The sequence below is a fragment of the Sphingorhabdus buctiana genome (genome assembly GCF_042680825.1).
GTDB classification, from domain to species: Bacteria; Pseudomonadota; Alphaproteobacteria; order Sphingomonadales; family Sphingomonadaceae; genus Sphingorhabdus_B; species Sphingorhabdus_B buctiana.
Genome location: NZ_JBHUEL010000004.1, coordinates 83,488 through 104,200 on the forward strand (window position 1 = coordinate 83,488; position 20,713 = coordinate 104,200).

At 56.1% G+C, this 20,713-nt stretch carries 17 protein-coding genes and 1 tRNA gene; 9 read left to right on the plus strand and 9 right to left on the minus strand.

Annotated features, from left to right (window positions below):
* Window positions 1-125 precede the first annotated feature (125 nt).
* Complete coding sequence (locus ACFSAG_RS05510; RefSeq protein WP_374611206.1) at window positions 126-1,307, plus strand: vWA domain-containing protein; 1,182 nt, start codon at window positions 126-128, stop codon at window positions 1,305-1,307.
* Between the two features lie 5 nt (window positions 1,308-1,312).
* On the opposite strand, the gene ACFSAG_RS05515 is transcribed toward ACFSAG_RS05510, so the two are convergent.
* Genes ACFSAG_RS05515 through ACFSAG_RS05525 form a run of 3 tightly spaced genes read right to left on the minus strand, consistent with a single transcriptional unit; the run spans window position 1,313 to window position 4,373 of the window.
* Entirely contained in the window at window positions 1,313-2,602 is a 1,290-nt protein-coding gene (locus ACFSAG_RS05515; RefSeq protein WP_374611208.1) for a spinster family MFS transporter, read from the minus strand.
* A 14-nt stretch (window positions 2,603-2,616) separates the two neighbouring features.
* Window positions 2,617-3,825, minus strand: coding sequence for an exo-beta-N-acetylmuramidase NamZ family protein (locus ACFSAG_RS05520; RefSeq protein WP_381512828.1), 1,209 nt, complete (start codon window positions 3,823-3,825; stop codon window positions 2,617-2,619).
* Entirely contained in the window at window positions 3,825-4,373 is a 549-nt protein-coding gene (locus ACFSAG_RS05525) for a DOMON-like domain-containing protein (RefSeq protein ID WP_381512231.1), read from the minus strand. Before ACFSAG_RS05525 ends, ACFSAG_RS05520 begins: the two co-directional genes overlap by 1 nt.
* 48 nt (window positions 4,374-4,421) lie before the next feature.
* Here ACFSAG_RS05525 and tyrS point away from each other — a divergent pair, with 48 nt between their 5' ends.
* Both tyrS and ACFSAG_RS05535 read left to right on the plus strand, forming a co-directional pair.
* Window positions 4,422-5,651, plus strand: coding sequence for a tyrosine--tRNA ligase (gene tyrS, locus ACFSAG_RS05530; protein WP_374611212.1), 1,230 nt, complete (start codon window positions 4,422-4,424; stop codon window positions 5,649-5,651).
* Between the two features lie 94 nt (window positions 5,652-5,745).
* Window positions 5,746-6,069 carry a PilZ domain-containing protein gene (locus tag ACFSAG_RS05535; protein WP_374611214.1) on the plus strand — a complete coding sequence of 108 codons (324 nt, stop codon included), beginning with the start codon at window positions 5,746-5,748 and terminating at the stop codon, window positions 6,067-6,069.
* On the opposite strand, the gene recG is transcribed toward ACFSAG_RS05535, so the two are convergent.
* A complete protein-coding gene (gene recG / locus ACFSAG_RS05540) occupies window positions 6,066-8,126 on the minus strand; it encodes an ATP-dependent DNA helicase RecG (protein ID WP_381512236.1) in 2,061 nt (686 codons plus the stop codon). The two genes, ACFSAG_RS05535 and recG, sit on opposite strands and share 4 nt — an antisense overlap.
* Before the next feature lie 56 nt (window positions 8,127-8,182).
* Here recG and ACFSAG_RS05545 point away from each other — a divergent pair, with 56 nt between their 5' ends.
* Window positions 8,183-8,467, plus strand: a complete 285-nt coding sequence (locus ACFSAG_RS05545) for an FAD assembly factor SdhE (RefSeq protein ID WP_381512239.1) — start codon at window positions 8,183-8,185, stop codon at window positions 8,465-8,467.
* 2 nt (window positions 8,468-8,469) lie between these two features.
* Window positions 8,470-11,943, plus strand: a complete 3,474-nt coding sequence (mfd, locus tag ACFSAG_RS05550) for a transcription-repair coupling factor (protein WP_381512242.1) — start codon at window positions 8,470-8,472, stop codon at window positions 11,941-11,943.
* On the opposite strand, the gene ACFSAG_RS05555 is transcribed toward mfd, so the two are convergent.
* Window positions 11,944-13,197 carry a putative bifunctional diguanylate cyclase/phosphodiesterase gene (locus ACFSAG_RS05555; protein ID WP_381512246.1) on the minus strand — a complete coding sequence of 418 codons (1,254 nt, stop codon included), beginning with the start codon at window positions 13,195-13,197 and terminating at the stop codon, window positions 11,944-11,946.
* Between the two features lie 99 nt (window positions 13,198-13,296).
* On the opposite strand from ACFSAG_RS05555, the gene moaA reads away from it, so the two are divergent.
* The 3 genes from moaA (at window position 13,297) to ACFSAG_RS05570 (ending at window position 15,192) form a co-directional block, all read left to right on the plus strand.
* On the plus strand, window positions 13,297-14,283 hold the full coding sequence (gene moaA / locus ACFSAG_RS05560; RefSeq protein ID WP_381512249.1) for a GTP 3',8-cyclase MoaA: 987 nt from the start codon (window positions 13,297-13,299) through the stop codon (window positions 14,281-14,283).
* Window positions 14,280-15,056, plus strand: a complete 777-nt coding sequence (locus ACFSAG_RS05565) for an NAD kinase (RefSeq protein WP_381512252.1) — start codon at window positions 14,280-14,282, stop codon at window positions 15,054-15,056. The genes moaA and ACFSAG_RS05565 overlap by 4 nt, the downstream gene beginning before the upstream one ends.
* A gap of 61 nt (window positions 15,057-15,117) precedes the next feature.
* Window positions 15,118-15,192, plus strand: a tRNA-Asn gene (locus tag ACFSAG_RS05570).
* 15 nt (window positions 15,193-15,207) lie between these two features.
* Here ACFSAG_RS05570 and ACFSAG_RS05575 read toward each other — a convergent pair.
* The 3 genes from ACFSAG_RS05575 to ACFSAG_RS05585 form a co-directional block, all read right to left on the minus strand.
* Entirely contained in the window at window positions 15,208-15,948 is a 741-nt protein-coding gene (locus ACFSAG_RS05575) for a sulfite exporter TauE/SafE family protein (RefSeq protein ID WP_381512255.1), read from the minus strand.
* Between the two features lie 13 nt (window positions 15,949-15,961).
* A complete protein-coding gene (gene secA, locus ACFSAG_RS05580) occupies window positions 15,962-18,697 on the minus strand; it encodes a preprotein translocase subunit SecA (protein ID WP_381512258.1) in 2,736 nt (911 codons plus the stop codon).
* Window positions 18,698-18,786: 89 nt separating this feature from the next.
* Window positions 18,787-19,059 (minus strand): hypothetical protein, encoded by a 273-nt coding sequence (locus ACFSAG_RS05585; RefSeq protein ID WP_381512261.1) that lies wholly within the window; start codon window positions 19,057-19,059, stop codon window positions 18,787-18,789.
* 96 nt (window positions 19,060-19,155) lie between these two features.
* On the opposite strand from ACFSAG_RS05585, the gene argJ reads away from it, so the two are divergent.
* The gene (argJ, locus tag ACFSAG_RS05590) at window positions 19,156-20,379 is read left to right on the plus strand and encodes a bifunctional glutamate N-acetyltransferase/amino-acid acetyltransferase ArgJ (RefSeq protein ID WP_374611234.1); all 1,224 of its coding nucleotides are present in this window, start codon (window positions 19,156-19,158) and stop codon (window positions 20,377-20,379) included.
* Here the strand turns inward: argJ and trxA are convergent.
* A complete protein-coding gene (trxA, locus tag ACFSAG_RS05595) occupies window positions 20,376-20,696 on the minus strand; it encodes a thioredoxin (protein WP_374611236.1) in 321 nt (106 codons plus the stop codon). The genes argJ and trxA overlap by 4 nt on opposite strands.
* Window positions 20,697-20,713 lie beyond the last annotated feature (17 nt).

Below are 20,713 nucleotides of genomic sequence, written 5' to 3' on the forward strand. Positions count from 1 at the left end.
CCCCGACAGGTAAACATGATACATTAGCGACAAGTTAAGGTGTTCGCTCCGGCCTATTCGGTTGACGAAAGCGGCGGGTCAGGCCATGAAAATGTTAATCAGCTGATTAACCGTATAGGCGTCACATGTTCTTCAACTTCCTCGACGAGCTTCGGGCCGCAGGCATTCCAGCCTCGCTCAAGGAGCATCTGGCGCTGCTCGAAGCGTTGCAAGCCGATGTAATCGAACAAAATCCGGAAGAATTCTATTATCTTTCGCGTGCCATATTGGTGAAGGACGAGGCCCAACTCGACCGCTTTGACCAGGTGTTCAACAAGGTCTTCAAGGGCATCCTCTCGGAATATGGCACCAACACCGCCGAAATCCCGGAAGAATGGCTAAAGGCGATCGCCGAAAAATTCCTGACGCCAGAGGAAATGGCAAAAATCGAATCGCTCGGATCATGGGATGAGATCATGGAGACGCTCAAGAAGCGTCTTGAAGAGCAGCAGAAGCGCCATGAAGGCGGCAACAAATGGATTGGCACCGGCGGAACCTCGCCTTTCGGCAATAATGGTTACAATCCCGAAGGTGTTCGCATCGGCGGCGAATCCAAGCATAAACGCGCGCTCAAGGTTTGGGAAAAGCGCGAGTTCCAGAACCTGGACAACACCCGTGAACTGGGCACGCGCAATATCAAGATCGCCATGCGGCGCCTGCGGCGTTTTGCCCGCGAAGGTGCGGCGGACGAGCTGGATCTCGATGGCACGATCCGCGGTACTGCACGGCAGGGCTGGCTTGATATCCAGATGCGACCCGAACGGCGCAACGCGATCAAGGTGTTGTTGTTCCTTGACGTTGGCGGCTCAATGGATCCGTTCATCAAGCTGTGCGAAGAGTTGTTCAGTGCGGCAACGGCGGAATTCAAGAACCTCGAATTCTTCTACTTCCACAACTGCGTTTATGAGGGCGTATGGAAAGACAACCGGCGCCGCTTCGCCGAACGCACGCCTCTGTGGGAAGTGCTGCACAAGTTCCCCCATGATTACAAACTGATCTTTGTGGGCGATGCGGCGATGAGCCCCTATGAAATTACCCATCCGGGTGGTTCAGTCGAGCATTTCAATGAGGAAGCCGGGGCCGTGTGGATGCAACGCATGGTCAACACCTATCCAGCCACGGTGTGGTTGAACCCGACACCTGAGGCGCATTGGAACTATTCGCAATCGACCAAGATCATCAAGGAACTGGTCAAGGATCGCATGTATCCGTTGACCCTTGAAGGGCTTGACGATGCAATGCGGGAACTCGTTCGCAAGAACGGCTGATACGCTCAGCCTTTCTGGTCGAGTTCCCGGTTGAGGTGCAGGCTCGCGCGCCAGAAGAAGAATGCCGGAATTACGCCTAGCAGCGCTGCCCCGTACAGCACCCAGCGTACGCTGTCGTCTCCGGCAATCGGCTTGATACCGTCAGACAACATCCCGAAGAACAAAGGCCCAAGGCCAAGCCCAATCAGATTCTGTGCGAATAGCAGTACCGCAGAGGCCATTGCACGCGCCCGTAGCGGCACAAGGCCTTGGGCGCAGCTATATGCAGGGCCAACATACATCGAATTAAGGAATGTAGGCGTCATGATCAGGATGAGCGCATACCACCAGTTTTCGACCCAATAGGCGCTGATGGCGATGGGAATGGCGATCAGCATGCCAACAGCAGGCGCGGTCAACACATGGCGGCGATTTTCCTTGCCATATTTATCGGCAAACCAACCGCCGGCCCATGTTCCGATTATGCCGGCTATGCCGCCGCCAATACCGAACCAGAAGCCAACTTCACCTGGCGAAAGCTCGTGTGTCCGTTGGAAGAAAATAGTTGTCCAGGTTGCTTTGCCATAGCTGAGGAACGCGGCCATTGCTCCGCCGATGGCAAGCATGATGAAGGCGCGCGATGCCAGAATTTCCTTGAAAGCCTCTGCCGTCGAAATGGCAGGCTTGGGCTGCACTGCTTGCATCTGCGCTGAAATACGTGGATCGCGAAGAACTAGGAACACCACCAAGGCGAGCGCAATACCCGGCAAGCCTGCCACGAGGAACGCCGCACGCCAGCCATAGGCATCGGCGACGAGCCCGCCAATCAGCATCCCCAACAGCGAGCCGATCGGAATACCGAGCGAATAGAAGGAAATTGCCGAAGCCCGTTTTTCGGGGGGTGCAAGATCCGCGATCAACGAGTGTGCAGCCGGGGTACAACCTGCTTCACCTACGCCGACCCCGATGCGCGCCAACAACAACTGGACAAAGTTTTGCGCCATACCGCACAGCGCAGTCATCCCCGACCAGACAACCAAAGATATCGAAATCAGTCCGACGCGATTGGTCTTGGGTCGATCCGCATAACGCGCGATCGGAATTCCGAGAAAGGTATAGAACGCCGCAAAGGCGATACCTGTCATCAGGCCAATCTGTGTATCGCTAAGACCAAGATCCCGGCTGATGGGCTCCGCCAGAATGTTGACGATCTGGCGATCCAGAAAATTGAAAATGTAAACAATCAGCAAAACCCAAAGCGTGAGTCTCAACGAATTGGGCGACTTTGAAGTTTCGGCCTTTGCTGGCTCGGACATTGATTTGGCTCTCCTCAATAGAGGAGATAGCGACGCCTCTCCTCCTCCCAACGTTCTTCGTCTGCCTTTGCCAAGGCGTCAAGGTCCGATGGCATCGCTGCGGCATCTTCCACCCATTCGCGCAGCCCCGGCCCGCCATTAATCACGTCGATAGCGAGTACATCATTGGTATACTCATACTTGAAATCGGTGCCGCGCCAGATCGGATAATCGGGGTAAAGGCGTCGTATTGCCTTGAAGGCCAGCGCCTGCAAACGCCACGGTTTGAAATCCTGATGATTGTAGAATCCACCTTCAGCATGAATATGCACGCCGTGGCACATCTTTTCGACATGCTTGTGAAAAGTCGGTTCAAACCAGATTTCCCGTAACGCGCAGCCACGCAGCCATTTGGGCGCAAGCCGCTCCATTTCAGCCATCACCGCGCGCGCATCGATATCCGGCGCACCGAAAATCTCGAGAGGGCGCGTCGTCCCCCTGCCCTCACTCAATGTAGCACCTTCGAGCATGACCGTTCCTGCATAGGCGCGCGCCATGTTGAGATTTGCGGCATTGGGGCTCGGATTGATCCAGATGCGCTGGTCCAACGGCCAGCCAAATCCGGGCGCTGCATCCGGGTCATAGCCCTGCATTTCGATGACGCGATATTCCACGTCGAGTTTGAAGTGGTCGATGAACCAATGGCCCAACTCACCCAAAGTCAGCCCATGGCGCATCGGAATGGGACCTGCGCCAACAAAGCTCTCCCAGCCTTGTTGCAAGGTCAGACCCTCTACCGGGCGTCCGGCTGGGTTGGGGCGATCGAGCACCCACACTGCCTTGCCGTGCGCTGCTGCTTCCTCAAGGATGTACAGCAAGGTCGTAATGAAGGTGTAGATTCGGCATCCCAGATCCTGAAGATCGACCAGCACGACATCGAAAGTCGACATCATCTGCCCGGTTGGACGGCGCACTTCGCCGTAAAGACTGAAAACCGGGATGTTATAGACTGGGTCGGTGAAATCGGGCGATTCCACCATATTGTCCTGCTTGTCGCCCTTCAGCCCATGCTGTGGTCCGAAGGCGGCGGTGATGTTGATATCTCTACTAGCAATCAACGCGTCGAGCGAATGTTCAAGTCCCGCGGTCACCGAAGCAGGATGGGCAACCAATGCCACGCGCTTTCCTGCCAGTTCCTTGCGTAGTTCAGCTTCGGCGAGCAGCCGATCGATACCGAATTTGATCATGTCCCGGCTCGTGCCGGAAGTGACAGCGTAAAGCAATCGGGATGGTGAAAATCGGGCGAACCATGCGGGTGTGCGAGCGACCAGTAAGACTTTGTGCCATTCGCTTCTTCAATAACGGCGGTCACAGCCAGGCGAACTTCTGTGCTGGAGTGTTCGGGAGCAAGTGCGAACAAGGCCTCGAGCACAAAATGGCTTTCATTCACGGTTTTCGTGAGCGCCGGAATGCTTGCCATCGGCAAGTCATCCATGCCTTCGCGATATCCAGAAAAGCGATAAGCCGCCCACGCGCCGGAAGGTGCAAAATTGAACTCGCAATAACCTGCGCTTCCTTCGGGTTTTACGAACGCTTCAAAGCATGTTGTTTTCCAGAGGCCATCCATGCGTTCCGGCTTTAGTGTCTCGTCCAGCTGCAATTCGTCAAGCGGCACTTCTACAGTGTAGCGAATCCAGACTTGATCGTCGCGCCGGCGCTCAACTTCGACAGTGAAATCCCGGACCGCTTCTGCCGGTGTATCCGGGTGACATTTCATAGAAAGCTTGGCCAAGCGCGAAACTCCATGCTAGGCGGCCCCCAAATTCATCCAGAGACCGACATGAGCCAGTTTAAATCCGATCTCCTGCGCCTACTCGATAGTCGCGGCTATATCCACCAGCTAACCGACGCCGAAGGGCTCGATGCCCTGGCTGCGAAGCAGATTGTTCCGGCCTATATCGGATTTGATGCGACCGCCCCGTCGCTGCATGTAGGCTCGCTCGTTCAGATCATGATGCTGCGCCGTTTGCAGCAGGCTGGTCACAAGCCCGTTGTCTTGATGGGTGGCGGTACGACGCGGATTGGCGATCCCACTGGTCGTGACGAGAGCCGCAAGATGCTGAGCGATGAGACCATCGAGGCCAATATCGCATCGATACGAACAGTATTTGATCGTTTCCTGAAATTTGGCGACGGCCCGACAGATGCAGTCATGGTCAACAACCATGATTGGTTGGGCAAGCTCGGTTATATCGAAATGCTGCAAAAGGTTGGCACGCATTTCACCATCAACCGGATGTTGTCGTTTGATTCGGTTCGGCTGCGGCTTGAGCGCGAACAGCCGATGACCTTCCTCGAATTCAACTACATGATCCTGCAAGGATATGATTTCCGGCATCTGGCGCAGGAAATGGGCGTCCGCTTGCAAATGGGCGGATCGGATCAGTGGGGCAATATCGTCAACGGTATAGAATTGTCCCGCCGCATGGATGGCCTCGAAGTCTATGGATTGACCACGCCGCTGCTGACGACCGCCGATGGCGGAAAGATGGGCAAGACTGCCAAGGGCGCGGTCTGGCTGAATGGCGATCAACTGCCTGCTTACGACTACTGGCAATTTTGGCGCAACACCCAGGATGCCGATGTCGGTAGGTTCCTGAGGCTTTTCACCGATATCGACCTTACCGAAATCGAGCGACTGGAACAGCTGCAGGGTTCCGAAATCAACGATGCCAAGAAAATCCTGGCCGACGCCGCAACCACCATGGCGCACGGTGCGGATGCAGCGCTGGCAGCGGCAGAAACGGCGCGCAAAACCTTTGAAGAAGGTTCGGGCGGCGATGCGCTGCCCTCCATTTCCGTTAGCGATTCGTCTATCGCTCTGGTCGATGCGATGGTCGATTTGGGCCTCGTTGCGTCCAAGAAAGAGGCACGCCGTATGATCGCAGGCGGCGGAGCGCGCATCGATGGCGAAGCGGTCGCAGACGAAAATGCTCTGATTTCAAAAGGAAGCACGACCGTCAGGATTTCGGCGGGCAAGAAGAAGCACGGCCTGATCGAATTTTGCTGAATGTGGTAAAGATTGCCGCCCCGGATTTTACCTTTTCTTTGTAAAATCCTGCCAAACCGGTCGTGCGACCCCGTCGAAACAGGATTAAGTGGATATGGCACAACCGGCTATTGATGATAATTACGATCTGCGTCGCGCGGCACGCCACCGTGCCAGCTATGACGTTCTTGCTGACAGCAAGAAGCATGGCGAGCAGAAACTACATATCGCCAATATCTCGGCGCATGGTTTCATGATCGATAACAACACGGTTTTCGAACATGGCGACCGGATCGAACTTCGCCTGCCTGTTATCGGACGTATCGAGGCCCATCTCATCTGGTCGGTCGAGGGCCGTGCGGGATTCCAATTCGAACGCGTTGTTCGCCTGCCCGATTTCATGGCGCTTATCGACGTGGTCAGCCCCAAGCTGCGCTAACCACCGCGAAGCGTCGCCAGGCCGGCGTCTCTTTCAAACAGATATAGTGCAATACGGGCCGCTGCACCACGCGGCCTGTCTAGTCCGCCATCCCTGTCTATCAGCAGGCGGGCATCGTCCGATGCAGCGGTAATCAGTTCGCGTACCTGCTCGTCTGTCGCCACCCGAAACGGACTTTCCCCAGATTGCCGAGTACCCAGCAACTCCCCAGCCCCGCGCAATTTCAAATCCTCTTCGGCGATCCGGAAGCCGTCATTGGTTTCGCGCATCAGCGCCAATCGCGCGCGCGCGGTTTCGCTGATCTGGCTCGATCGCACAAGAATGCACGATGATTTCTCGCTTCCCCGCCCTACCCTGCCGCGCAACTGGTGTAATTGCGCTAGTCCGAAACGGTCCGATGCCTCAACAATCATCAAGCTGGCATTGGGAACATCGACACCCACTTCGATGACGGTTGTCGCCACCAGCAGCCGGGTTTTGCCAGCAGCAAAGGCCTCCATGACGGCGTCCTTCTCCGGCCCTTTCATCCGCCCATGGACCAAGGCGACCTGATCGCCAAAGCGGAGCCGCAGCATCTCCGCGCGCTGTTCAGCCGCTGCCAATTCGCTTCGTTCGCTCTCTTCCACCAGCGGACAAACCCAAAAAGCCTGCCTGCCCGTTGCCAAGTGACGGGCAACGCCATCGATCAATTCTGGCAACCGCTCTTCGGAAATGACTCGTGTTTCGACCGGGGTTCGCCCCGGAGGCATCTCGTCAATTTGCGAAACGTCCATCTCGCCATAGCAAGCAAGCGCCAGACTGCGGGGAATGGGGGTTGCCGTCATCACCAAAAGGTGCGGCACGCCCTGCCCCTTGCGCGACAACATCAAACGCTGGCTAACGCCAAATCGATGCTGCTCGTCAATTATCGCTAAGGCGAGCGCTTTATAGGTGACCGCCTCCTGAAAAATGGCGTGGGTGCCAACGAGGATGTCGATCGATCCATCCGCAAGGCCCATCAGCACCGATTCCCTGACTCGTCCCTTCTCGCGACCGGTGAGTATCGCAACATTTACCGGAAGACCCGCTAGCGAAGCCTGCAAGTTTGCGAAATGCTGCCTTGCAAGGATTTCGGTTGGCGCGAGCATCGCTCCTTGCTTGCCGCTTTCGACAGCCCGAAGCAGAGCGTGGAGTGCAACCATTGTTTTGCCTGAGCCGACATCGCCTTGCAGCAAGCGCAACATCGGCCGGGATTGTGCCAAATCCCCCTCAATCTCACCGATGACCCTTCGCTGTGCACCAGTGAGCGCAAAAGGCAGGCGCAGCTGCGATACCAAACGCCCATCACCTTCAATCGGCGGGCCTTTGCGGCGGTCCAATGCCGCGCGAACAAGCCGCATGGCGAGTTGGTTGGCGAACAACTCGTCGTAAGCGAGGCGATCACGCACAGTTTTGTCGTCACGTTGGTGCACGGTCGAAAGCGACTGGTTCCAGCTCCCCCAGTTCTTTGACGCAACCAGCGAAGATTCAATCCACTCTGGAAGGTTGGGTAGCCGCTCTAGCCCTTGCAGCACCAAAGCATGCAGCCGGTTGCTGGTGATCCCCTCCGACAACGGATAGACCGGCTCAACCAGAGCAACCGGCTTCATATCGCCAACCGGCGCAATATGATCGGGATGGACGATTTGCAGTTCATCGCCATAGCGTTCGAGCTTGCCCGAAACGACGCGCGTTTCGCCGACGGGCAATTGCTTCTTCGCCCAGCTTCCGGTGCGACCAAAGAAGGTCAGGGTCAGGTAATTGCCTTCACTATCGACGCCGTGGATACGCAACGGGCTGCGTGCACTGCCACCCGAACGGTGGCTCGCAATTGCCAAGGTCACGATGATGTTCTGCCCGACATCCGCCATATCGACGACTTTGACAGCCTTGCGATAGGTCCAGCCTGTCGGGAAATGATAAAGCAGGTCCTTCACCCGCTTCAGCCCGAGCCGATCCAATGGCCGGGCAATACCCGGACCGACGCCTTTAAGCGTTTCCACTTCGGCAAATAACGGATTGAGAATATCGGGCCGCATGTCTAGGGCCCTCTATATAGGCCGTTGGCCATCATTCCACTATCTTCGAGAGCTTTATGGACAGGGCATCCTATCTTCGCAAATTGCACTTCCGCGCCCACCATCGCGGCACAAGGGAAGCCGATGCCATCGTTGGTGGCTTTTTCGATTGCTATCATGGTGATTGGAGCGATGCCGATTTCGCATGGTTCGAAGCGCTGCTCGAAGAACAGGATGTCGACATCATGGGGTGGGCAATGGGAACAATCGCGATTCCCGATCGATGGCATGGGCCAATGATGGAACAGCTCAAGCGCCTAGATTATATCGAACTTCCGTCAGGATTGGGTAACGCCCAATAAACATGGTCGATCTGCAACGCATATTGCGGGCCGAACGACCGCTGACGCTTGCGTCCGTACCTGCAGGGTTCACACCGCTGTTGCTGGCTGATCTTGCCCGCGGTGCCAAAGGCACGACCTTGTATATCGCGCCCGATGATGCAGCGATGCGATCACTGGCGGATACGATACCTTTCTTCGCTCCCGAACTGGAAATCCTGCAATTTCCCGCATGGGATTGCCTTCCTTATGACCGGGCATCGCCATCTACCGTCATCACCAGCCAACGCATGGCGACTCTGGCCGCATTGCAGCAACCGGCGCGATCGAAACGCATATTGCTGACGACGATTGGCGCGTTGATCCAGCGGGTCATTACGCCATTTCGTATCCGTCAAACAGGTGCAATCCTGGCATCTGGCGTATCGATTAGCCGCGAACGACTTGCTTCGCTGTTGCAAGCAAATGGCTATTTTCGAGTGGATACCGTTGCCGAAGCGGGGGAATTTGCCCTTCGCGGCAGCCTGGTCGACCTTATTCCCGCTGGCAGCGAAACCGGTTTGCGGCTGGATTTCTTCGGGGATGAAATCGAAACAATCAGATCCTTTTCACCGCAGGATCAGCGGAGCATTGGCACCATCGAGCGGTTCGAACTGCTGCCCGCCGTTGAAACATTGATGGATGAAGATGCAGTACGCCGCTTCCGCACCCAATATCGCGATTTGTTCGGCGTCACAGCGACAGGCGATCCGCTTTACCAAGCCGTTTCCGAAGGACGGCGCCTTGCAGGGATGGATCATTGGCTCCCCTTGTTCGAAGAGCGCCTCGTCAATTTGCTCGATCACTTAGGCGACAATGTGCTTATCCTGCGCGATCAAGCCTCCATCGCTGCGGGTGAAGCGCGATTCGACGCGATAACCGACTATCATGCCAACCGCGAAAAGGCGCAATCTGCCAGCCCGGGCAGTTATCGCCCGCTCGCTCCGAACCAACTCTATTTGGAGCCTGCCGAACTTCAAACATTGCTGAATGCCAAAGGCTGCCATTTGGTCACACCTTTTGCAGCGCCGGACACCGCAGACACAATCGACTTTGGCGTGGCATCCGGGCGCGATTTTGCGCCGGAACGTGCACGCAAAGACAATGTCTATGACGCTGTTTCAGCCTATCTGAAAGAGTGCCTGAAGGCGGACAAGAAACCGATCATCGCCAGTTACTCTGCCGGCGCGCGGGAGCGATTGAGGGGTTTGCTTTCCGATCATGGCGCCCCGCGACTGGTCGAAGCCGATAGCTGGCAAGCAGCTTTGGGCGCTGCGACGGGCAAGTCAGCCGCGATGGTGGTGTTACCGATCGATCACGGCTTCGCATCGCCCGACGTCGCATTGCTATCCGAGCAGGATATTTTGGGCGACCGCCTCGTTCGCAGGCGCAAGAACCGAAAGAGTGCCGATGCTTTCCTAGCGGAAATGGCGGCGCTGACGCCGGGCGACCTGATCGTCCACGTCGAGCATGGCATTGGCCGTTACGAAGGGCTAGCTTCGATACCGGTCGGGCAGAGTCCGCATGATTGCGTCGCTTTGACCTATGCTGGCGGCGATCGCCTCTATGTTCCGGTTGAAAATATCGACGTCCTCACCCGCTATGGCAATTCGGATGGGGCCGTCGCACTCGACAAGCTTGGCGGTGAAGCCTGGCAGCGACGCAAGGCAAAGCTCAAGGAACGCATCACGGCGATCGCGCATGAGCTTATCCGTACAGCAGCCGAACGAGCCTTGCGCCCCGGCGCGGCCATGGAAATTGACGATGCGGCCTATGCCGCCTTTGTCGATCGCTTTCCTTATGCCGAGACCGACGATCAGGAACGTGTCATCGCAGAAGTGCTCGAAGACTTGGCGAGCGGCAAGCCGATGGACCGATTGGTATGCGGCGATGTCGGCTTTGGCAAAACAGAGGTGGCAATGCGCGCGGCATTTGCCGCTGCCATGGCGGGCTATCAGGTTGCTGTAATCGCTCCAACCACCCTGCTTGCACGCCAGCATTTCACCAATTTCGTCGAGCGGTTTGCCGATACCCCACTTTCGATTGGTCGCCTTTCACGCCTGGTGCCAACTGCCGAGGCCAGCAAGACCCGCGACGGACTGGCCGATGGGTCGATCGACATCGTCGTGGGCACGCATGCGGTGCTTGCGAAAACCGTCCAGTTCAAGAAGCTGGGCCTTGTGATTGTGGACGAGGAGCAACGCTTTGGCGTCAACCACAAGGAACAGTTGAAGGCGCTGAAGACTGACGTCCATATGCTGACGCTGACTGCAACGCCGATCCCGCGCACGTTGCAAATGGCGATGTCGGGCCTTCGGGAACTCTCGGTCATCCAGACCCCGCCCGTCGACCGACTGGCCGTGCGCACCTATGTGATGCCATGGGATGAAGTGGTGATGCGCGAAGCGCTGTTGCGTGAGCATTATCGCGGCGGGCAAAGCTTCTTCGTTGTTCCGCGCATTTCCGACCTCACCGAAATCGAAGATTATCTACGCGAGCAGGTTCCCGAAGTGAAATTCGTTACCGCGCACGGTCAAATGGCGGCTGGCGAAATCGAAGAGCGGATGACCGCCTTTTACGACAAACGCTATGATGTGCTGTTGTCGACAACGATCATCGAAAGCGGGCTCGATATTCCGAGCGCCAACACCTTGATCGTCCACCGGGCGGATCGATTTGGCCTGGCACAGCTTTACCAACTCCGCGGCCGTGTGGGGCGTTCGAAATTGCGCGCTTATGCCTATCTGACCCAGCCAGCAGACAGGGTGTTGAGCGAAACAGCAGAAAAGCGCCTAAAGGTGCTGAGTGATTTAGATAGCCTTGGTGCAGGCTTCCAACTGGCCAGCCACGATCTCGATATTCGAGGCGCAGGCAATCTGGTCGGCGATGAGCAATCGGGTCATATCAAGGAGGTCGGCTTCGAACTCTACCAGTCGATGCTCGAAGATGCGATTGTTGCCGTTCGCGCGCAGGCGCAGGGTCTCGCCAAGCCACGCGATAGCTTCAGCCCGCAAATCACCATCGACGCGCCGATCCTTATTCCGGACGATTATGTGCCCGACCTTTCGGTACGCATGGCGCTCTATCGCCGCCTCAACGAACTCGACAGTGCACTCGAAATCGAAGGCCTGGCGGCAGAAATTGCTGACCGTTTTGGCCCGATACCCGAACCCACACAGAATCTGCTTCGACTTATAGAAATCAAGCAGAACGCCTTGGTTGCGCAGGTTGCCAAGATCGAAGTGGGTGCACGCGGCGCGCTGGTCAGCTTCCACGAAGACCGGCCACCCAATATTCCCGGCCTTCTCAATTATGTCGAACGTTTGGGGGCTTCAGCAAAGCTGCGTCCAGACAGCAAGTTGGTGATCACCCGCAATTGGCCTGACCCGGCAAGCAAACTCAACGGCTGCCTGCAATTGTCGAAAGGTTTGGCGGGGCTTGCGCGCAAGGCAGCGTAACTACGACTGTTTGGCGATGAACTTGGCAAATTCGGATGCTGACAGCGGCTTGGACTGCAGGAAGCCTTGGAAAAAATCGCAGCCTTCGGCGCGCAGAATCTCCAATTCGCTATTTTTTTCAACACCTTCAGCGATAATCTTAAGATCAAGCGCCTTCCCAAGTGCAATGACGGCGCGCAACACGATCAAATCGCGCGGATTGCCGCTGATTTCAGCGATCATGCCCTTATCGATCTTGAGATAATCGACAGGCAGGCTCTTTAAATATGCTAGGCTGGAATAGCCGGTACCAAAGTCATCAATCGCGACGCTTACATTTTTCGACCGCAACATCTGTAGCTGCGCCATGGCAAGATCGAAATCGCGGACGATGCTCTCTTCAGTCAGTTCGACCGTCAACCGCTCGCATGGGAAACCGGATTCATTGAGAATGGTGAGGAGACGCTCCGCATGATCGTCAGCCAGTTCCTCTGCACCCAGGTTAATCGAAAGACGCAGCGGCTGGACCATGTTCGGCCAGTCCAGCGCATGTGATACCGCTTGGCGCTGGATGGCGTAGGAGAGTTCTTCACGCAAATCGCAACGATCAGCCGCAGAAAACAGCTCATCCGCCCCTATTTCGCCCAGTTCGGGGTGATGCCACCGCGCCAGCGCCTCAGCGCCCACAAGCCTGCCTGTCGCAACCTCAAACTGCGGCTGAAAAAAAATGCCAATCTCGCTGTTGGCGAGCGCATTGCGCAATTCCTTGTCGAGACGGGTGTGTTTCACTTTGTCGATGGCCTCATGGCTTTCGGCAAAGCGATATTTCCGTCCTTTATGCGAATAGGCCGATGCCAACGCAGCAGATGCAGCAGATAACAGCGATGCACCGGTCTGACGGGCAGTTGCCAAGGCTATGCCGATACGCGGACTGATATGGAGATCGCCATTCCCCTGCAGCACGGGTTCGCCCAATCTTGCGACCAGTTTGCGCGCCAATTGTTCGGCATCAGGCGCATTCATCCGCTCCGTTATCAAAAGAAACTCCCTTCCGGGAAGTCTCGCCGCAAGGATTGCACCTTGCGTTGCCGAAGCATATTGCGCGATTTTCTGGCCGATTTCTGCAATCACGGCATTGCCCACATCGCGCCCGTGCAGGTCGTTGACCTGTTTGAGGTCACGAATGCCGACAAGAAACAAAGCAGCACCACGAGAAGCCGTCGCTTCGAACGCAGAAAGCCATAATTGGGCGTCACGGGCGGGCGAAATCTTCATTGATGGCGATGTCGTAGCCGAATTCATTGATACGGAATATCCGAAAAGCCTTTCCTAACCGTTGCCAGCACCCGACAAGACCGATAGGTCCATCTAACGATGCAGGACAATTTCGGACGCACAATCGATTATCTGCGAATATCGGTCACCGACCGGTGCAATTTTCGCTGCACCTATTGCATGCCTGAGCATCAGACGTTCCTGCCCCGCACGGACATTCTCGATTACACCGAAATCGCGCTCATCGCATCGCGTTTCATCAAACATGGCATTCGCAAAATACGTCTGACGGGCGGAGAGCCTTTGGTCCGCCGCGATATCGACGTTCTGATCCGTGAACTTGGCAGGCATGTTCAATCCGGCACTCTCGACGAACTGACGCTGACGACCAACGGTACCCGTTTATCGCAATATGCGACGGTCTTGGCCAGTAATGGCGTGGAACGCATCAATGTCAGCCTCGACAGCTTGGATCCTAGCACTTTTGCGGAAATCACACGTGGCGGCGATCTTCAGCAGGTTTTGCAGGGAATCGCGGATGCGCGCAGCGCAGGGCTGAAAGTGCGCATCAACATGGTTGCGCTCAAAGATGTTAATTCGCACGAAGTGCCAGCCATGGCCGAATACTGCGCCGCAAATGGCCATGACCTGGCCTTTATCGAAACGATGCCCTTGGGTGATGGAGTTTCAGGAAGAACCGAGCAATTCATCGCGCTAGAGGACTTTATCGCGCCTTTGCGCCAATCGAACGATTTCATTCCCATATCGCACCGCACAGCAGGCCCTGCACGCTATTTTCAGGTCGAGCCGATGGGGCTTCGCATCGGATTGATAACACCAATGACCCACAATTTTTGCGGCGATTGCAACCGGCTGCGCTTGGGAAGCGATGGCAAGGTGCATATGTGCCTCGGGTCCGAATTCCATGTCGATTTCAAGGATGCCATCCGCGCAGGAGGGCTCGACGCTGTCGACCGACTGCTTCAGAAGGCACTACGCCTCAAACCCGAACGTCATGATTTCGAACGACAGTTGGAGGATCGGGATTTGCGACTTCACCGTCATATGAATGCGACAGGCGGATGAGCCGCTTTTCTAAACTCGCGCTTCTGGCTTCACCGGGGGAGCAGGCACGCAAAGCTGAAAAGCAATTGCGCGAAATGCACGAATTCGTTCCCATTGATGAGGCCGACGCCGTGATAGCCTTGGGCGGCGATGGATTTTTGCTTCAGCTGCTGCACCGCTTGCTCGAACAGCGGCGCGACCTGCCGACTTACGGGATGAACCTTGGCACCATCGGTTTCCTGATGAACAATTGGCATCCCAATGATCTGCTCACCCGCCTCGAAAAAGCGAAGAGCATCACCGTGACGCCGCTAATCGCCACAATCGAGGCCACCTCTGGCCAACGGTTCACCTTGCCTGCGATTAATGAGGTTTCGTTGCTTCGTGAGACCCGGCAAGCCGCAAAACTCAAAATCGACGTCAACGGGCGCACCGTATTGGATGAGATGATCTGCGACGGCATTTTGGTGGCAACCCCTGTCGGTTCCACGGCTTACAACCTTTCTGCCAATGGCCCCATCCTGCCATTGGATAGTTCGCTGCTGGCATTAACCCCCATCAGCCCATTCCGCCCACGTCGCTGGAAAGGCGCCATCCTGCCCGATCGCTATGTCGTGAAGCTAACGATATTGGAAAATGGCAAACGCCCGGTCAGTGCGGTCGCCGACCAACGCGAAATCCGCGATATTGCATCGGTAGAGGTCGCGCTTGACCGCAATCGTTCGCTGACTTTGCTCTTCGATCCGGAGCATGCACTCGATGATCGCATCGCAATGGAACAATTTATTACCTGACCCACTTGCTTTTTGTTTCAGGCCAAGCCATAGGCGCGCCTGCCCGATGTCATCGGGCTGCTCCCCGGTAGCTCAGCGGTAGAGCAATCGGCTGTTAACCGATTGGTCGGCGGTTCGAATCCGTCCCGGGGAGCCAGATTTTTCTGACAGCTCAAACAATCTGCAAAAGCAGCCTGATGGCGGCATAGCCGACCAGCAGCGCCGTAACCCTGCGCAACATCGCGGGCTGAAACAATTTAATCCCGATATGGCTGCCAATTTGCCCGCCGATCAGCACAGCGAGCAACATTGGCCAGTAATCGGCTGCCGGCACGATTAATCCATCCAACCCACCCTTTTGCAGTTGGCCGGCGAGTCCAGTGATCGAGTTGGCGAGGATGAAGAGCGAAGCGAAAGCTGCGATTCGCTTTCCGTCGTCCCATCGGATGAGGTGAAGTATCGGAGCCATGAAAATGCCTCCGCCAATCCCCGACAATCCCGCCAGCAGCCCCAGCGTGGCCGATATGCCAAGAACAATGCCGTTGGGTACAACCACCTTTGGCAAACGCTCCTGAGGCAATAACAAGGTCACGGCAGACAACAGCAGCATGCTGCCGAGAATGAACAGGAAAGTGGTTTCCTTGAGCGGCATAAGGCCGCCAACAAAAGCCAGAGGAGCGGAAACTGCCAACAATGGCAAAACCTTGCGCCAGTCGATGAGGCCCGTGCGCCAAAAGCGGATCGTTCCGCCTGTTACAACAATGATGTTGCAGCACAACGAAATCACCGGAATCAGCCTTGGCTCAATTCCGGTGAATGTCAGTAAAGCGGTGTATGAGGAGCCCCCGCCAAATCCGACCGAGGCATAAATGAGTGCGATTAAACCGAACAGTAAGGCCAGCATCGCACTCATCGTTCACGGCACCTCAATAAGCGCCGTGACAGTGCTTGTATTTCTGCCCTGACCCGCACGGACATGGGTCGTTACGGCGCAAATTGGGATTGCCCGCATAGGGATCACCCTCACCCGGATTGGATGCAACCTGACGTGCCGGAATCGAAGCCTTGATGAGGCCGAGATCCGCAGCATCAATATCTTCGCTGTCATCTTCACCGGTCAGCGGATCGAAGTGAGTCGTCAGGAAATCGGGCAACTCCGGCAGTTCACCTTGTGGTGCCTGAGGTTCCACGCGGAATTCATTGGTCAGAACCGTCTTCACAATGTCTTCGCGGATCGCTGACAGCATGCGTTCGAACAGGCCAAAGCTCTCCTGCTTATACTCGTTGATCGGGTTCTTCTGGGCGTAAGCGCGGAGGTAAATAACCTGGCGCAGGGCATCGAGTGTCGAAAGATGCTCTTTCCAGTGATGATCGAGGTTCTGCAGCAGGATCTGCTTTTCGATCTGGCGGAACAGCGCAGGATCAATCGATGCGCGCTTTTCAGCCAATTTGGCTTCGGCAGCTTCGATAATGCGCGCCTCGACGATATCGGGCTCGATCGATTCCTCGGCCAACCAGCTATCGATATCGGGCTGCAGGCCCAAAATCTCGCCAACTTGCTGCTTCAGCGTTTCGACATCCCATTGTTCGGGATAGGTTTCCGGCGGGCAGTTCTCACCAACGATGTTGTTGACGGTTTCGTGCAACATATCGTCCAGAACATCGTCAACCGCTTCGGCATCCATGATATCGCTGCGCTGTTCATAGATGACCTTGCGCTGGTCATTCATAACGTTGTCATATTCGACGAGCTGCTTGCGCACGTCATAGTTGCGCGCCTCAACCTTGCGCTGGGCAGTTTCGATTGCTTTGGAAAGCCATTTGCCGCCAATTGCTTCGCCATCTTCGAGGCTGCTGTTCATCATGCGTGCGAACAGCGTTTCCGAACCAAAGATGCGCAGCAGGTCGTCCTCTAGGCAGAGGTAAAAGCGCGAAAGGCCGGGGTCACCCTGGCGGCCGGAACGTCCGCGAAGCTGGTTGTCGATGCGACGGCTTTCATGGCGCTCGGTTGCAAGGACGAAGAGACCGCCTGCTTCCAGCACTTTCGCCTTTTCGGCTTCAATCTCGGCAGCAATGCGCGCAATAGCTGCATCGCGTTCGGGCCCTTCGGGCATTTCACCCAATTCGTCTTCAGTTCGGAATTCAAGGTTACCGCCCAATTTGATGTCGGTACCACGACCCGCCATGTTGGTGGCGATGGTTACCGCGCCCAGACGACCGGCCTGAGCCACGATATGCGCTTCCTGTTCGTGGAACCGGGCATTGAGGACGGCGTGCTGCACGCCTTCCTTGTTCAGATATTCGGATAGCAGCTCTGACTTCTCGATCGACACGGTGCCCACGAGAACCGGCTGGCCGCGCTCATGCGCTTCCTTGATCGCCTTGGCGATGGCAGCGAACTTGTCGGCGGTGTTCTTGTAGAATTCATCATTCTCATCGATGCGCTGCACGGGAACGTTGGTGGGGATTTCCACGACGTTCAATTTGTAGATGTCGAAAAATTCCTGTGCTTCGGTCGCGGCCGTGCCGGTCATCCCCGAAATCTTGGGATACATGCGGAAATAGTTCTGGAAGGTAATTGTCGCCAGCGTCTGGTTTTCCGGCTTGATACGGACACCTTCCTTCGCCTCGACTGCCTGGTGCAGACCATTGGACCAGCGGCGGCCATCCATCATGCGCCCGGTGAATTCGTCGATAATGATCACTTCGTCATTCTTGACGATATAATCGGTGTCCCGCTTGAACATGACATTGGCTTTCAATGCCTGATCAAGATGATGGACGACCTGCGTATTCTCATAATCGTAAAGGTTGGTTCCAACGATAAGCCCTGCTGCTTCGAGCAGGCGCTCAGCCTTTTCGGTGCCTTCCTCTGTTAGGATAACGCTGCGCGCCTTTTCGTCCTTTTCGTAATCGCCTTCTTCCAGTTGCAGGACGATCTGATGAACAGCCTTGTACAGTTCCGACCTGTCGTCGGTCGGGCCCGATATTATAAGCGGCGTACGCGCTTCGTCGATCAGGATCGAGTCGACTTCGTCGACAATTGCGAAGTTGAACGGGCGTTGCACCATCTGCGACCGCTCATGCTTCATGTTATCGCGCAGATAATCGAAGCCCAATTCGTTGTTCGTCGCATAAGTGATGTCGCAGTTATAAGCGGCACGACGCTCATTTTCGGAGAGATTGGGCACAATCACGCCGGTGCTCAGGCCCAGGAAGCCGTAGATCTGGCCCATCCATTCAGCGTCGCGCTTGGCAAGATAATCATTGACGGTAACGACGTGCACGCCCTTGCCATCAATCGCATTCAGATAGGTCGCAAGCGTTGCAACCAGCGTCTTACCCTCACCTGTTCGCATCTCGGCAATTTCACCACGATGGAGCACAATACCGCCGACCATTTGAACGTCGAAATGGCGCATTCCGGTGACGCGCTTGGATGCTTCACGAACCGTTGCAAACGCCTCTGGAAGGATGTCGTCAAGCGTCTCGCCCGCAGCCAGTCGTTCGCGGAACAGCTGGGTCTGGTTCTTGAGTTCTTCGTCAGACAGCACGACCATCTGGTCTTCGAGCGCATTGATCTTTGCGACGATCTTCATCGTCTTTTTGACATAACGGTCGTTGGACGAACCGAAGATAGACTTGGCGATAGTGCCGAGCATGGGCAAACCTCTGAAATATATGGATAGAATTCACCTGGCGTACAGGCGTCAAATGCTGGTCAGCGGCGCATAGAAATGCGCAAAGTGCGTTATTCGCGAGCGCAATCCGCGCGCGACACGGGCGTGGTGGCAATCTTTTCCACCACATGCATCGCATCGAGTCGGACGTGGCGGGAGATGGCAGTAGAGCCGCTCTTCCGATCGCTTTGGATCACTGCGCACAGGACCACCGCCGATGCAAACGCTTCCGAAGGTTCGATCTGCGCGGCGGCGCTGGTTGGCGATGCTGCATCCAAGGGTCGCGCAGCATCTGCGGCGGTAAAGCCGGTCAGCAGTGCGATGATGGCGAGCAAAAAGCGCATTTGGGCCCAATTCGTTGACTGCGGTGCATATAGGGTTGACTTGGACCGGCGTCCATCCCCATTGCGCCTGCGTTCTTTAGCCGGAAATTTGTTTATATGTCGTCAACTTCGCCGCTGCTTGTTCCCTTTCCTGAAATGCCTGAAATTGCGGGCGTCACGAAGCGTGTGGCGAAAGCGCGCTATAAAGAGTGGGATCGGTGCGACCTGACTTATGTCGAACTGGATGCAGGAACTGCCGTAGCCGGCGTCACAACGCGCAATGTCTGCTGTTCATCCGAAGTCGAGCTTTGCCGCGAAAATCTCAAAGGAGGCAAGGCGCGCGCACTGGTCGTCAACGCGGGCAACAGCAATGCCTTTACCGGTTATCGCGGTCGCGAAGCTGTCGAAGCCATTACCAAACAGGTCGCCCAACATCTCGGCTGCAATGAGAGCGAGATTTTCGTTTCTTCGACTGGCGTTATCGGGGTGCCCCTCCCCAAAGACAAAGCCGAGGCTGGTTTGCGCGCCGCTTTCGAAGCGCCAACCTGCAGTTGGAAGGATATCGCCGACACGATCGGCACTACCGACACATTTGCAAAAGGCGCCAAAGCCAGCGCGATGATCGGCGATAGACGCGTCGAAATCGTTGGCGTGATCAAAGGCAGCGGCATGATCGCGCCCGACATGGCGACCATGTTGGGTTATATTTTCACCGATGCAGCAGTGGAGCCTGCTTTCCTGCAGCAAATGTTGAGCAACGCCAATCTCGCGACCTTCAGCTGCATAACGGTCGATAGTGACACCTCGACAAGTGACACAGTGCTCGCATTCGCAACCGGCAAAGCCGGAAACCAAATGCTGGCATCAATCGATGATGCAGGCGCGGATGCCTTTGCCTCGGCCTTGCACGATGTTTGCCGACAACTGGCGCATCTGGTGGTTCGCGACGGTGAGGGTGCGCAGAAATTTGTCGAAATCAATATCGAAGGCGCAGTTTCAGACGACAGCGCGCGGCGTATCGGGCTGGCCGTTGCCAATTCGCCACTCGTAAAAACCGCCATTGCAGGTGAGGACGCCAATTGGGGGCGCGTCGTCATGGCTGTGGGCAAGGCCGGCGAGCCTGCCGACCGGGACAGATTGTCGATCAGTTTTGGATCAACGCAAGTGGCCAAAAATGGACTACCCGTTGACGGCTATGACGAAGCACCGGTTGCAGCGCACCTGAAAGGGCAGGAAATCACCATCGGCGTCGATATAGGCCTGGGTTCAGGCCGCGCGACCGTTTGGACGTGCGACCTGACCCATGGCTATATCAGCATCAATGCGGATTATCGGAGTTAGAGGGCGCTTTCGAGCCAACCCTTGATCGCAGCCTTGGGTGCTGCACCGACTTTGGTGTCGACAATCTGGCCATCCTTGAACAGGATCATCGTCGGGATACCGCGCACACCATATTTGCCGGGCGTATCGGGATGATCATCGATATTCAGCTTGGCAATCGTAACCTGCTCACCCAGTTCCTCGCTGATTTCCTCAAGGCTTGGGCCGATCATCTTGCATGGGCCGCACCATTCAGCCCAGAAATCGACCAGGACGGGCTTTGACGAGGCGAGTACTTCGGTGGCGAAATCATTGTCGCCAACTGCTTTGGTAGCCATTGGATAATCTCCTTCTT

What these genes read in the sequence shown, in the direction of transcription:
- ACFSAG_RS05510 (WP_374611206.1), top strand. Translation starts at nt 126, where the DNA reads ATGTTCTTCAACTTCCTCGACGAGCTTCGGGCCGCAGGCATTCCAGCC.
- ACFSAG_RS05515 (WP_374611208.1), bottom strand. Translation starts at nt 2,602, where the DNA reads ATGTCCGAGCCAGCAAAGGCCGAAACTTCAAAGTCGCCCAATTCGTTG.
- tyrS (WP_374611212.1), top strand. Translation starts at nt 4,422, where the DNA reads ATGAGCCAGTTTAAATCCGATCTCCTGCGCCTACTCGATAGTCGCGGC.
- ACFSAG_RS05535 (WP_374611214.1), top strand. Translation starts at nt 5,746, where the DNA reads ATGGCACAACCGGCTATTGATGATAATTACGATCTGCGTCGCGCGGCA.
- recG (WP_381512236.1), bottom strand. Translation starts at nt 8,126, where the DNA reads ATGCGGCCCGATATTCTCAATCCGTTATTTGCCGAAGTGGAAACGCTT.
- ACFSAG_RS05545 (WP_381512239.1), top strand. Translation starts at nt 8,183, where the DNA reads ATGGACAGGGCATCCTATCTTCGCAAATTGCACTTCCGCGCCCACCAT.
- mfd (WP_381512242.1), top strand. Translation starts at nt 8,470, where the DNA reads ATGGTCGATCTGCAACGCATATTGCGGGCCGAACGACCGCTGACGCTT.
- ACFSAG_RS05555 (WP_381512246.1), bottom strand. Translation starts at nt 13,197, where the DNA reads ATGAAGATTTCGCCCGCCCGTGACGCCCAATTATGGCTTTCTGCGTTC.
- moaA (WP_381512249.1), top strand. Translation starts at nt 13,297, where the DNA reads ATGCAGGACAATTTCGGACGCACAATCGATTATCTGCGAATATCGGTC.
- ACFSAG_RS05565 (WP_381512252.1), top strand. Translation starts at nt 14,280, where the DNA reads ATGAGCCGCTTTTCTAAACTCGCGCTTCTGGCTTCACCGGGGGAGCAG.
- ACFSAG_RS05575 (WP_381512255.1), bottom strand. Translation starts at nt 15,948, where the DNA reads ATGAGTGCGATGCTGGCCTTACTGTTCGGTTTAATCGCACTCATTTAT.
- secA (WP_381512258.1), bottom strand. Translation starts at nt 18,697, where the DNA reads ATGCTCGGCACTATCGCCAAGTCTATCTTCGGTTCGTCCAACGACCGT.
- ACFSAG_RS05585 (WP_381512261.1), bottom strand. Translation starts at nt 19,059, where the DNA reads ATGCGCTTTTTGCTCGCCATCATCGCACTGCTGACCGGCTTTACCGCC.
- argJ (WP_374611234.1), top strand. Translation starts at nt 19,156, where the DNA reads ATGTCGTCAACTTCGCCGCTGCTTGTTCCCTTTCCTGAAATGCCTGAA.
- trxA (WP_374611236.1), bottom strand. Translation starts at nt 20,696, where the DNA reads ATGGCTACCAAAGCAGTTGGCGACAATGATTTCGCCACCGAAGTACTC.